This is a genomic window from Pseudomonas sp. G(2018), assembly GCF_005502415.1.
Classification (GTDB): domain Bacteria; phylum Pseudomonadota; class Gammaproteobacteria; order Pseudomonadales; family Pseudomonadaceae; genus Aquipseudomonas.
Genome location: NZ_SCOO01000002.1, coordinates 190,064 through 203,182 on the forward strand (window position 1 = coordinate 190,064; position 13,119 = coordinate 203,182).

The following is a 13,119-nucleotide window of genomic DNA, read 5'->3' on the forward strand; positions in this document are numbered from 1 at the left end:
AACAGGACGAAGTATGGAGTTTAGAGGAAGAGTCCCGGACCCGGGCGACTTCCTTCGGGGAATCTGACGCCCACTTTACCGATCTTGTTCCCCTCCATGACCGCAACGGTCCAGATGGTGTTGTTCCATTCCACCTGGTCACCGACTACCGGGGCGCCCCCCACTTTCTGGGCAATGAAGTGGCCCAGGGACATATCCGGATCGATGCCTTCGACCTTCAACCCGTACAGGGCAGCAACCGCGGCCAGCTGGGCATCTCCTTCGAGTACGAAATCGCCGAAAAAGCGCAAATCGAGGCCTCGTTGCGGTGCCTGGCTGAAGAGTTTTCCAAGGGCTCCAAGATTGTGTTCATGGCCGATTACGCACAATAAATCATCGACTTCGAGCACCGTACTACCCGACGGATGGAGCAGTTGCTCGCCACGAAACAGGGCAGCGATACGGGTGCCTTCGGGCATTTTCAGCTCGCGAAGGTGCGAACCGATGCACCATTTTTCGGCGCCGAGGCGATAAACAAACAGCTCCCACTCGCTGGTGACGTGAACTTCGAGGGCCGAACGGGAGATCGGCGCCGGTTCCGGTGGCACCGTCACCTTCAGCAGTTTGGCGATCCACGGCAGGCTTGTGCCCTGCACCAGCAGCGACACCAGTACGATAAAGAAGGCGAGGTTGAAGTAGAGCTGGGCGTTGGGCAGGCCCGCCATCAACGGGAACACTGCCAGAATGATTGGTACCGCGCCACGCAAGCCGACCCAGGAAATGAACGCTTTTTCGCGGCCATGGAAGGCTTTGAAAGGCAGCAGGCCGACCAGTACCGACAGCGGCCGGGCAAACAGAATCATCCACAGCGCCAGGCCCAGTGCCGGCAGTGCAATCGGAAGCAAGTCGTGGGGCGTGACCAGCAGCCCCAGCACCAGGAACATGCCGATCTGCGCCAGCCAGGCCATGCCGTCGAGCATGTGCAGGATGCCGTGGCGGCTGCGTACCGGGCGGTTGCCGATCACCAGTCCACACAAATACACCGCCAGGAAGCCGCTGCCATGCAGGGCGTTGGTCAGGGCAAACACCACCAGGCCGCCGGCGATGACCAGAATCGGATACAGGCCGGTGGCCAGGTTGATGCGGTTGACCATTTGCAGCATCAGCCAGCCACCGCCCAGGCCGATGACGGCACCGATGCCGAACTCGCGCAGCAAGTGTGTCAACAGGCTCCAGTGCAGGCCGGTCTGGCCACTGGCGAGCATGTCGATCAGGGTCACGGTGAGGAACACCGCCATCGGGTCGTTGCTGCCGGATTCGATCTCCAGGGTTGCGGTCACCCGCTCGTTCAGACCTTTGCCACCCAACAGGGAGAACACCGCAGCGGCGTCGGTGGAGCCAACGATGGCGCCGATCAGCAGGCCTTGAATCATGTTCAGGTCGAACAACCAGGCGGCGGCCATGCCAGTCAGCCCGGTGGTAATCAATACGCCAACCGTTGCCAGCGACAATGCTGGCCACAACGCCACACGGAAACTCGACACCCGGGTGCGCAAGCCGCCATCGAGCAGGATCACCGCCAGTGCAAGGTTGCCGACGAGGTAAGCCGTGGGGTAGTTATTAAAAATGATGCCGCCGCCATCGACCCCGGCGGCCATGCCCACCGCTAGGATGATCACCAGAATCGGGATGCCGAGGCGCGAGGAAAGTGAACTCACCAGAATGCTCGCACCTACCAGCAACGCGCCGATCAAGAACAGGCTGTTGATGGTCGTCGCATTCAAAGGCAGTACTCCGGAAAGCTGAAAGACGGGCACAAACTGACCATGCAGTCTGCGTGCCAGCGATTCTAACCTGTTGAAATGTGATGCTGTCAAAAAGCTTTTTGCAGATTAAAAGAACACAACCTGCCGGTACACCCGATCTCCTGTGGGAGCTGGCAAGCCGGCTCCCACAGGGGGCGGTGTTGGCGGATTACAGGCTGAACCGCCCAACCATTGTGTTCAGGTCCACTGCCAATCGTGACAGTTCGCTACTGGCCGCGCTGGTCTGGTTGGCGCCGGTGGCCGATTGCACCGACAGATCACGAATGTTCACCAGATTGCGGTCCACTTCGCGGGCCACTTGCGCCTGTTCTTCGGCGGCGCTGGCGATGACCAGGTTGCGTTCGTTGATTTCGACGATGGCGCTGTTGATGGTGTCCAGCGACAATCCGGCGCCGCGGGCAATGTTCAGGGTCGATTCGGCGCGCTCGGTGCTGTTGCGCATCGAATCCACCGCGTGTTCGGTGCCGCTCTGGATGCTGCCGATCATGCGTTCGATTTCGCTGGTCGATTGCTGGGTGCGGTGCGCCAGGGCCCGAACCTCGTCCGCCACCACCGCAAAGCCACGGCCGGCTTCACCGGCGCGCGCCGCTTCGATGGCGGCGTTCAGGGCCAGCAGGTTGGTCTGGTCGGCCAGACCGCGAATCACATCCAGCACTTTGCCAATATCGCGGGATTCATTGGCCAGGTCGCCGATCAGGGTGGCGGTACTTTGTACATCGGCGCTCATGCGCTCGATGGCGCTGACGGTTTCCTGCACCAGATCGCGGCCGTCACCGGCGGAAGTCGTAGCGTTTTTCGATGCTTCGGATGTGCTGACCGCATTGCGCGCGACTTCTTCCACGGCGCTGGTCATCTCGTTGACTGCCGTGGCGGCCTGTTCGATCTCGTTGTTCTGTTGGGTCAGGCCACGGGCGCTTTCATCGGTGACACTGTTGAGTTCTTCGGCGGCGGAAGCCAACTGAGTGGCGGAGCCGGAAATACGCTGCAGGGTGTCGCGCAGTTTGTCCTGCATCTTCGACATCGCCAGCAGCAAGCGGCCGGCTTCGTCCTCGCCGTCGACCGTGATCGGTCGCGTCAGATTGCCCTCGGCAATTTGCTCGGCGGCTTTCAGCGCGTTGGCGATCGGTTTGGTGATGCTGTTGGTCAGCAACCAGGCGAACAGAATCGTCAGGCCGGTGGCGATCACCAGCAGGGTAATGACCAGATTGAACGCCGAATCGTATTGATCGGCGGATTGCTGGTTGGTGTCGAGGGTCTGCTGGGTATTGATCTCCAACAGCTTGCTCAGCACAGCGTTGATCGCTTCGGAGTTGCTCAGCAGATCGGCGTTGAGCAGGCTGCGCAGTTCGTCGACCTGATTGTTGCGCGAGAGGGTCTTCATCCGGTCTTCGATCTGGCGGTACTGCCCGAGCAGCTGTACGTATTGATCGTAGGCCACACGTTCCTGCGGGCTGGTGATCAATTTTTCGTAGGTGGCCTGGGCGGCGCGAATCTGCTGGTTGCGCAATTCCAGCAGCTCGATGGTTTTGTGTTGCACGTCCGGCTCGCGGTTCACCAGCAGGCGATAAGAAAGCACGCGCAGGCGAAGCGTCAGTTGAGTGAACTCGTCGAGGCTCTTGATGCTCGGCACGCTACTGACGGTGATGTTCTCGGCGGCACCGCGGATCTTGCTCATCTGGTTCAGGGCAAACACGCCCAGCACCAGCATCAAGCCGCCAATCAGGGCAAAACCGAGGAACGCTCGCGGCGCGATATTCATATTACGAAGGGACATGGTGATTACCGAAGAGAGCGCACCTGAGCGGTGCCGAGGCTGACGTATGAATGACTTATCGGTCATACGACTAAAGTCTTGAGTCCCTGCGCGGTTTTGCCGCATAAGCGCTACGGCGACGAAGTGCAGGAACCAGATCGGCCAATCACAGTCTTTAAAGTTCGCGAGAAAGGTCACTCGTCAGGAAAATCAAGGCTTTGCGCCCGTTTAACCCTGGCATCCACGGTGACTTTTCTTTATCGTACGCGCCCTTTGAAAATGCCTGGAAAATCAAAATGTTGGAAGCATCCCTAAGCCAATTGGAACAGCTGGTCAGCGACCTGGTACAACAGAACCAGACCCTGCTCGGTACCAACCAAGCCCTGAGCGCCGAACTGGCCCAGGCCAAGGATGAAAACGAAAGCCTGCAACTGAACCTGATGGAACAAGAAGAGAAACAAGGCGCCACCGCCGCCCGCATTCAGGCCCTGGTTGAGCGCGTCAGCGCTGGCCCTGTCAGCGCATGAGTTATGGCGCAGGGGTAAAAGTCGTCTCGATCCTGGGGGAAGACTATTCGATCAAGGCGCCGGCTGGGGAAGAACAGACCCTGCTGGATGCTGCGTTGATGCTGAAGGCTGCCCTGGCCGAGACCAAAAAGAAGTACCCGACCCTGATCGGTGACCGACTGCTGGTGCTGGCCGCCATGAACCTGTGCTCGCAACAGATCGAAATGCAGAAGCAGCACAAGCTCGAACTCGACCGTTACCAAGAGCAAGTCAGCGCCACGGTTGAAGTGATCACCAAGACGATCAATCAAGCCTGATCGGCTTTGCACACAACCAAAGAATAAATTGTCGGTTTAGATGTATACAATCGGCACGGCTGTTGCAGTGTTTCAGCCTCTTATTCTTTGGGGGTGCTCCATGCAGTTCTGGCGACGCAGTATTCAATGGCAGTTGATCCTGAGCATGGGCACCGCCCTGCTGATCAGTATTCTGATCGTGGTTGGCATTTATACCCTCGTGGTCAACCGTCTCGCCCAGCGCTATCTGGTCGAGCAGGCACTGCCGTCCAGCATCGAAGCGATGCGCAATGACATCGAACGCATCCTCGTTCAACCGCTTACCGCCGCCAAGGACATCGCCAGCAACAGCATGGTGCGCGACTGGCTGGCCGGGGGTGAGAGCAGTGGCCAGACCTCCACGTTTGCACAGTATCTGGAAGGCATTCGCGCCGAGCACAAGGCCTTCACCGCGCTGATTATCGGGACCGCTTCCAGTCACTACATCACCGAAAAAGGCCTGGACCGGACTCTGAGTCGTTCGAATCCAAAAGACGCCTGGTTCTACTCGTTTCTCGACAGCAACCAGCCGCGTACCCTCAATATCGACAACGACACGGCCACCGGAGAATTGGCGCTGTTTATCGACATCAAGGTTGAACAAGCCGGAAAAGTCGTGGGTGTTGCCGGGCTTGGATTGAGCATGAAAGAGCTGTCCGAGCTGATTCACAATTTCAGTTTCGGTGAGCGCGGCAAGGTCTATCTCGTGCGTTCCGACGGTTTGATCCAGGTACATCCCGAGGCGCAACTCAGCGGCAAACGTACCTTGGCCGAGCAGATCGGCGAGCCGGCGGCGCGTGCGGTCATGGGGCAACTTTCCGCCACCAGCAGCAGTTTTTTGCGAGACGGCGAGGATTATCTGGCGTTGAGCCTGCCGCTGAGGGACCTGGGCTGGACCCTGATGGCCGAAGTGCCACAGTCGCAGATCTACGCCGAAGCCCGTCGAGCCATGTGGATGAGTAGCGGAATCGGCCTGGCGGTGGCACTGGTGTGCCTGTTGCTGGTGGTGTTGCTCACTCGTGGGCTGGTGCGACCGATTCGTCAGGTAACAGCGGCACTGGTAGCCATCGGTAGCGGTGGTGGAGATTTGACCCACCGGTTAGATTCCAGCCGCGCCGATGAATTGGGTGATCTGGCTCGGGGCTTCAATCGGTTTCTCGACAGCCAGCGCGACATGATCGGTGAAGTTCTGACCACCAGCGAACGCTTGCGCACGGCTGTCGGCCAGGTGGCGCGGGTGGTGGACAACACCGCTGAGCGTTCCGGCCGCCAGCAGGAAATGACTGACATGGTCGCCACCGCAGTCCACGAAATGGGCCTGACCGTACAGGAAATTGCGCAAAACGCCGGCAATGCGGCGCTTGCCTCGCAAACTGCCCGGGATGAAGCGTTGCAGGCGCGGGAAGTGGTCGGCGGCTCGATTCGGCATATTGAAAGCATGTCCGATGAAATCGGTGTCGCTGCCAGAGCCGTGGGTGAGCTGGCCGATCAGGTCGCTTCCATCGATCAGGTGTTGGCGGTGATTCGCGGGATTTCCGAGCAGACCAACCTGTTGGCGTTGAATGCGGCCATCGAAGCCGCGCGAGCCGGGGACATGGGCCGTGGGTTTGCGGTGGTTGCCGATGAAGTGCGCACGTTGGCGCGGCGCACGCAGACGTCCACCGATGAAATCCAACAGATGATCGGCAGCCTCAAGCAAGGCGCGGAGAATGCGGTTTCATCGATGCACAACGGGCAGTCGGCCACCGGGACCGGTGTTGAATCGAGCCAGCGCACCGGGGCGTCGTTGACCGCGATCACCGGGCAGGTTGAACGCATCAGCGACATGAACCATCAGGTCGCGACAGCGACGGAAGAGCAGTCGGCGGTGACTGAAGAGATCAACCGCAATGTTCAGGGGATTTCCGACCTGGCCCGGGCGACGGCGGGGGAGGTCAGGGCTTGTCGGGAGGATTGTCAGATGTTGCAGCGGTTGGCGGATGACCTGGCGCGGCAGATGGGTGGGTTCAAGCTGGGCTGAATAATGCGTTGGCTGTGCTGACGACTTCGCGGGTAAGCCCGCTCCCACAAAGTTTGCGATGAACACAGAATTGTCATTCAGCGCTGACCCTGTGGGAGTGGGCTTGCCCGCGATTGGTTTTCAGCAACACCGAAGGCCTATGGTCAGAACCACTCATCCTGCATGTTCAAACACACATCATCCCGGGCCTCAAGAATCGCCAGCTCATGGTGGCAGCCCGGGATTTCCCAGGTCAGGAAGTACCGCGCCGCCTGGAGCTTGCCTTTATAAAAACTGACATCCGCCGCATTGCCCTTGGCCAACCCTTCCTCGGCACGAATCGCCTGTTCCAGCCAGCGCCAGCCGATCACCGCGTGGCCGAAGACTTTCAGGTACAGCGCCGAATTCGCCAGGCTGGTGTTGACCTTGCCCTGCGCCAGATCGGTCAGCAGGCCAATGGTCACGGTTTGCAGGCGTGCTACCAGTTTTTCCAGTGGCTCACGCAGTGCGTTCAGCGATTCATGGGCCTGGGCGCGCTCGGCGGTGTCGGCGATCAGGCGGATCAGTTGCTTGAGCCCCGCACCACCGTTCTGCGCCAGTTTGCGACCCAGCAGGTCCAGCGACTGAATGCCGTGGGTGCCTTCGTGGATCGGATTCAGGCGGTTGTCGCGGTAGTACTGTTCCACCGGGTATTCGCGGGTGTAACCGTGGCCGCCTAGGATCTGGATTGCCAGTTCGTTGGCCTTCAGGCAGAACTCCGACGGCCAGGATTTGACGATCGGTGTCAGCAAATCCAGCAACTCATGGGCTTGTTTGCGCTCGGCTTCGGTTCCGAGGGTGGTGGTGTCGTCGAACAGTCGCGCGGCATACAGCCCCAGGTCGAACGAGCCTTCTACATACGCCTTCTGGGTCAGCAGCATGCGTTTGACGTCGGCATGCTGGATGATCGCCACCGGTGCGGTGTTCGGGTCCTTGCTGTCCGGTACGCGACCCTGCGGACGTTCGCGGGCGTACTCCAGCGAATACAGATAACCGGCATACCCGAGCATCACCGCGCCCATGCCGACGCCGATCCGCGCTTCGTTCATCATCTGGAACATGTAGCTCAAGCCATGGTGCGGCTTGCCCACCAGATAACCGACACACTCGCCATTATCGCCGAAATTCAGCGCGGTGGACGTGGTGCCACGCCAGCCCATCTTGTGAAACAGGCCAGCCAGCAACACATCGTTGCGTTTGCCCAGGCTGCCGTCATCGTTGACCAGAAACTTGGGCACGATAAACAGCGAAATACCCTTCACCCCGGCCGGCGCATCCGGCAGCTTGGCCAGGACCATGTGCACGATGTTTTCCGACAGCGGGTGATCGCCGCCGGAAATGAAGATCTTGTTGCCCTTCAGGCGATAGGAGCCGTCGGACGCCGGTTCGGCGCGGGTACGAATATCCGACAGTGACGACCCTGCATGGGGTTCGGTCAGGGCCATGGTGCCGAAGAAGCGCCCGTCGATCATCGGTTGCAGGAAGCGGCGTTTTTGCTCCTCGGTGCCGAAGCTTTCGATCAGGTTCGCTGCACCCATGGTCAGGAACGGGTATGAGGTCGACGCAGCGTTGGCCGATTGAAAGTGGGCGAAGCAGGCTTGGGACAGCAGTGTAGGAAGTTGCATGCCGCCGGCGTCGAAACTGCGTGCGGCGTTGAGGAAGCCGGCTTCGAGGAAGGCGTCCACCGCCGGTTTCACTTCCGGAATCAGAATCGCCTGACCGTTCTCGTAGCGCGGCTCGTTCTCGTCTCCCTTGCGGTTGTGCGGGGCGAAAAACTTCTCGGCAATACTGCGGGCGGTTCCGAGGGCGGCATCGAAGGTTTCACGGTTGTGTTCGGCGAAACGCTCACGCTGGGTCAGGCCCTCGGCATCGAGGACTTCATACAGCTCGAAAGCCAGATTGCGGGAACTGAGCAACGTCTCGGACATGGCGGCCTACCTTTTATTGGAATGGGCCGAGTCTAGGCGGGGGAATAAAGGCTGAACAGGATGATTGATGAGGGTGATGGAGGGTTAGAAAAAGGATTCGTAGGCACGACTCCTTTGGTGATCTTTTTAAGGCTTTCCACAGCCAGCGCCCGGGTTTTGGTCTTTATGATGGGGGCTACCACTTGTCTTGGTTGGTATTTCTGACAGTAGAAGGGTTGATCAATGCCGTAATAGCTTGCAGTGGTCAGTTCAAACCTGAAGTAGCTGGCTCTACTGATCATTTATAGATGAGGTGTTGAAATGAACGATCCAAAAGCTTCACATCCGCCTGCACCGGAGGTTCCGGCCCAGCTCAAATCAGGCGATTTCGTGTATCTGAACGGCAAGAATGCAGGCATCTACTCTGGGCTGCATCAGTTCAGGTTCGTAGGTCTGGAGGGTGCTCAAAGTGCTAGGCTGCCGATTACACGGGGGGCAGAGGTATTTCCTTACTTTGAGGTTCACGGTTCCTTCAAGGGCAAGTATGAAGTCAGGGGTGTTTATGTAGCTGACAGCCCAATCCCGGAATCTGAACGCAGTTTTGGCTTCACTGAAATCACCCAAGCCAAGTAGCGCCCTCTCCCTGTCAGGCAATGCCTAGCGCCCATTGTGGGCGCTAGGTTTGTTGCAATCAGCCGATAGTCATCAAGCTCGCATTACCACCCGCCGCAGCGGTGTTGACGCTCAACGCACGCTCAATCACCAAACGCTCCAGCGCAATGTTGGTTTCGCCCTGCGACAGTCCCTGCACACCAACGATGGCGCCCGCACGCTTGGCGATTTGCTGGCAAACCCCACGCAACTGATCGGAATGGCCATGATGCAGAACCGCATCAAACACCACTTCATCCTTGTTCCAGTCGGAAACCAGCTTGATGCGCGCCTGAATTTCCTTCGGCAGGCGTGCGAACAACGCCTTGCTCGGCTCGGTTTCTGGCCAGACCGCCGAACCACCGACCGCCAATACAGCAGCCAGTTGCGTGAGCAAGTCGCCCTCGACTTCCGTCAGGCACAGCACGTGTTCACGCGGCAGGATCGCATAGCTGTTGCGCTCGCCAGTCGGGCCGGCCAGTACGCGGGTGATCCCGCTTTGCGACTGCGCGGCGAACTGCACGCACAAGGCGCTCAGGTCGGCGAACTTGTTGCTGTCGGCCCAGGCTTTCAGGGCGGTCAGCGGCTTGCTCATGGCGTCGCGCAGGCGCACATCCGGTGCCACGGCGGCGTCGCCGCGAGCGAAGGATTGTTCGATGGCGTCGGTAGGACGAGTCGACAGCAGACGGTACAGGTACAGCGGACCACCCGCCTTCGGACCGGTGCCCGACAGGCCTTCGCCGCCGAATGGCTGCACACCGACCACGGCGCCAACGATGTTGCGGTTCACGTAGACGTTACCGGCATTGACGGTATCGATCACCTTGGCAATGGTCTCGTCGATGCGGGTGTGTACGCCCAGGGTCAGGCCGTAACCGGATGCGTTGATCTGGCCGATCAGTTGATCGATGTCCTTGCGCTTGTAGCGAACCACGTGCAGCACCGGGCCGAAGATCTCCCGTTGCAGCTCGTCAAAGCTTTCCAGTTCGATCAGGGTCGGCATCACGAAGGTGCCGCGTTTGACCTCTTCGGCATCAGCGATGGCCACCTGGTACACGCTGCGACCTTTGTCGCGCATGGCCTGGATGTGCTTCTCGATGCCGGCCTTGGCTTCAGCGTCGATCACCGGGCCGATGTCCACGGACAGGCGCTCAGGGTTGCCAAGACGGCTTTCAGCCATCGCGCCCTTGAGCATTTCGATGACGCGGTCGGCGGAATCTTCCTGCAGGCACAGCACGCGCAGTGCCGAGCAACGCTGACCGGCGCTGTCGAAGGCCGAGGATACAACGTCGATGACCACTTGCTCGGTCAGCGCCGAGGAGTCGACGATCATGGCGTTTTGGCCGCCGGTTTCGGCGATCAGCGGAATCGGACGGCCCTGGCTATCCAGGCGACCGGCGATGTTGCGCTGCAGCAGGCGCGCAACTTCGGTGGAACCGGTGAACATCACGCCTTTGACGCGATCGTCGCCGACCAGGCCGGCACCGACAGTTTCGCCACGGCCCGGCAGCAGTTGCAGCACACCTTCCGGAATCCCGGCTTCGAGCAGCAGGCGCACAGCCTGAGCAGCGACCAATGGAGTCTGTTCGGCAGGCTTGGCCAGTACCGGGTTACCGGCGGCCAGTGCGGCAGCCACCTGACCACTGAAGATCGCCAGCGGGAAGTTCCACGGACTGATGCACACCACCGGACCCAATGGGCGATGGGCGTCGTTGGTGAAATCGTTGCGTGCCTGCACCGCGTAATAACGCAGGAAGTCCACGGCTTCGCGCACTTCAGCGATGGCGTTGGCGTAGGTCTTGCCGGCTTCGCGAGCCAGCAGGCCCATCAGCGGCTGAATCTCGCCCTCCATCAGATCGGCGGCACGTTCCAGGATCGCGGCACGCTCGGCGGGTGGGGTAGCCTGCCAGATCGGTGCGGCGTTCAGGGCACATTGGATGGCGTTGTCGACGTCGTCGACGGTCGCTTCCTGTACGTGACCGACCACGTCACGCAGATCGGAGGGGTTCAGTACCGGTGCCGGTGCTTCGTTGCTGGAAGCGCAACCGAGCATCGGCACGGCTTTCCAGTGATTGTGTGCGGTGGCCAGCAGGGCACAGGACAGTGAAGCCAGACGATGTTCGTTGGCCATGTCGATGCCGCTGGAGTTGGCGCGCTCGGAACCGTACAGATCACGTGGCAACGGGATGCGCGGGTGCGGCAGGCCGAAACCGCCTTCCAGCGTCGCCATTTGCTCGATGCTGGCTACCGGATCGGCGACCAGTTCCTGGATCGAAATCGACTGGTCGGCAATACGGTTGACGAACGAAGTGTTCGCGCCGTTTTCCAGCAGGCGGCGCACCAGGTACGCCAACAGCGTTTCGTGGGTGCCGACCGGGGCGTACACGCGGCACGGACGGTTCAGCTTGCCTTCGGAAACTTTGCCTACAACCTGTTCGTACAGTGGTTCGCCCATGCCGTGCAGGCACTGGAACTCGTACTGGCCCGGGTAATAATTCTGACCGGCGATGTGATAGATCGCCGACAGGGTGTGGGCGTTGTGTGTGGCGAACTGCGGGTAGATGACTTCCGGCACCGACAGCAGTTTGCGTGCGCAAGCGATGTAGGAAACGTCGGTGTACACCTTGCGGGTGTAGACCGGGTAGCCTTCCAGGCCTTCGACCTGGGCGCGCTTGATTTCGCTGTCCCAGTAAGCGCCTTTCACCAGGCGGATCATCAGGCGATGACGGCTGCGGCGAGCCAGGTCGATCACGTAGTCGATCACGTACGGGCAACGCTTCTGGTAAGCCTGGATCACAAAACCGATGCCGTTCCAGCCGGTAAGTTGCGGCTCGAAGCACAGGCGCTCAAGCAGGTCCAGCGACAGCTCGAGGCGGTCGGCTTCTTCGGCGTCGATGTTCAGGCCGATGTCGTACTGCTTGGCCAGCAAGGTCAGCGACAGCAGACGCGGGTACAGCTCGTCCATCACGCGCTCGTACTGAGCGCGGCTGTAGCGCGGGTGCAGTGCCGACAGCTTGATGGAGATGCCTGGGCCTTCATAAATCCCACGACCGTGGGAGGCTTTGCCGATCGAGTGGATGGCTTGTTCGTACGAGGCCAGGTACTTCTGCGCATCATGTTCGGTCAGTGCGGCTTCACCGAGCATGTCGTAGGAATAGCGGAAGCCCTTGGCTTCGAACTTGCTGGCATTGGCCAGGGCTTCGGCGATGGTTTCGCCGGTGACGAACTGCTCGCCCATCAAGCGCATGGCCATGTCGACGCCCTTGCGGATCATCGGCTCGCCGCTCTTGCCGATGATGCGGCTCAGGGACGATGTCAGGCCGGCTTCGTTGTGGGTGGAGACCAGCTTGCCGGTCAGCAGCAGGCCCCAGGTGGCGGCGTTGACGAACAGCGATGGGCTGTTGCCCAGGTGTGGCTGCCAGTTGCCAGTGCTGATCTTGTCGCGAATCAGTGCGTCGCGGGTACCTTTGTCCGGGATACGCAACAGCGCTTCGGCCAGGCACATCAGCGCCACGCCTTCCTGGGACGACAGGGAAAACTCCTGCAGCAGCCCCTGAACAATGCCTGCACGACCGCCAGCACTCTTCTGATTGCGCAGTTTTTCCGCAATCGAAGCGGCAAGCTTGTTGGTGGCTTCGGCCATCGGTGCCGGCAGGCGCGCCTGCTCGATCAGCATCGGCACCACTTCCGGTTCCGGGCGACGGTAAGCGGCGGTGATCGATGCGCGCAGCACCGATTGCGGCAGGATGCTTTCAGCGAATTCAAGGAAGCACTGGTGTGCGTGATCGACATGGACTTCGCCCGCGTCGTCAGCGTCCCTGGTGGTCAAACCGTTCAGCTCGGTCAGGGTTGCACCACCCTCGAGTTTTTCCAGGTAATTGAAAATTGCCTGCTTGATCAGCCAGTGCGGCGTGCGATCAATCGAGGTCGCGGCCGCCTTGAGGCGTTCGCGGGTCGGGTCGTCAAGTTTGACCCCAAGGGTGGTGGTAGCCATGTTTTTATCCTCATGTTTGCCACGACTGCGTGGCATCAGCTGGCGGCAAGATTAGCCGCGCGCCGAGAGAGGTGCAACCGGGTGCAACCCTTTTTTGTCGGAAAAATCGGCGTCTCGTCAGGAATTAAAT

The 13,119-nt window shown here is 60.0% G+C and carries 8 protein-coding genes and 2 pseudogenes; 5 read left to right on the plus strand and 5 right to left on the minus strand.

The features are described 5' to 3' along the window. Positions 1–20: 20 nt before the first annotated feature. From FFS64_RS02960 to FFS64_RS32130, 3 genes and pseudogenes are all read right to left on the minus strand, one after another. The gene (locus tag FFS64_RS02960) at positions 21–1,763 is read right to left on the minus strand and encodes a potassium/proton antiporter (protein WP_137804160.1); all 1,743 of its coding nucleotides are present in this window, start codon (positions 1,761–1,763) and stop codon (positions 21–23) included. A gap of 190 nt (positions 1,764–1,953) precedes the next feature. Continuing rightward, on the minus strand, positions 1,954–2,826 hold the full coding sequence (locus FFS64_RS32125; RefSeq protein ID WP_372242162.1) for a methyl-accepting chemotaxis protein: 873 nt from the start codon (positions 2,824–2,826) through the stop codon (positions 1,954–1,956). After that, positions 2,809–3,684 (minus strand): annotated as a pseudogene (locus FFS64_RS32130) (MCP four helix bundle domain-containing protein); the annotation flags it as partial. The gene FFS64_RS32125 and the pseudogene FFS64_RS32130, both read right to left, overlap by 18 nt. A gap of 170 nt (positions 3,685–3,854) precedes the next feature. Here FFS64_RS32130 and FFS64_RS02970 point away from each other — a divergent pair. The 4 genes and pseudogenes from FFS64_RS02970 (at position 3,855) to FFS64_RS32140 (ending at position 6,419) form a co-directional block, all read left to right on the plus strand. Beyond that, complete coding sequence (locus FFS64_RS02970; protein WP_137804162.1) at positions 3,855–4,085, plus strand: hypothetical protein; 231 nt, start codon at positions 3,855–3,857, stop codon at positions 4,083–4,085. Next, positions 4,082–4,381, plus strand: coding sequence for a cell division protein ZapA (locus tag FFS64_RS02975; RefSeq protein ID WP_095192202.1), 300 nt, complete (start codon positions 4,082–4,084; stop codon positions 4,379–4,381). Before FFS64_RS02970 ends, FFS64_RS02975 begins: the two co-directional genes overlap by 4 nt. A gap of 145 nt (positions 4,382–4,526) precedes the next feature. Next, a pseudogene (locus FFS64_RS32135) lies at positions 4,527–5,555 on the plus strand (cache domain-containing protein); the annotation flags it as partial. Positions 5,556–5,687: 132 nt separating this feature from the next. Further along, a complete protein-coding gene (locus FFS64_RS32140; RefSeq protein WP_372242163.1) occupies positions 5,688–6,419 on the plus strand; it encodes a methyl-accepting chemotaxis protein in 732 nt (243 codons plus the stop codon). 143 nt (positions 6,420–6,562) lie between these two features. On the opposite strand, the gene FFS64_RS02985 is transcribed toward FFS64_RS32140, so the two are convergent. Further along, complete coding sequence (locus FFS64_RS02985; RefSeq protein ID WP_137804164.1) at positions 6,563–8,365, minus strand: acyl-CoA dehydrogenase; 1,803 nt, start codon at positions 8,363–8,365, stop codon at positions 6,563–6,565. A gap of 300 nt (positions 8,366–8,665) precedes the next feature. Here FFS64_RS02985 and FFS64_RS02990 point away from each other — a divergent pair, with 300 nt between their 5' ends. Continuing rightward, a complete protein-coding gene (locus FFS64_RS02990) occupies positions 8,666–8,977 on the plus strand; it encodes a hypothetical protein (protein ID WP_137804165.1) in 312 nt (103 codons plus the stop codon). Between the two features lie 58 nt (positions 8,978–9,035). Here FFS64_RS02990 and putA read toward each other — a convergent pair whose 3' ends face one another. After that, positions 9,036–12,989 carry a trifunctional transcriptional regulator/proline dehydrogenase/L-glutamate gamma-semialdehyde dehydrogenase gene (gene putA / locus FFS64_RS02995; protein ID WP_137804166.1) on the minus strand — a complete coding sequence of 1,318 codons (3,954 nt, stop codon included), beginning with the start codon at positions 12,987–12,989 and terminating at the stop codon, positions 9,036–9,038. Positions 12,990–13,119: the final 130 nt, after the last annotated feature.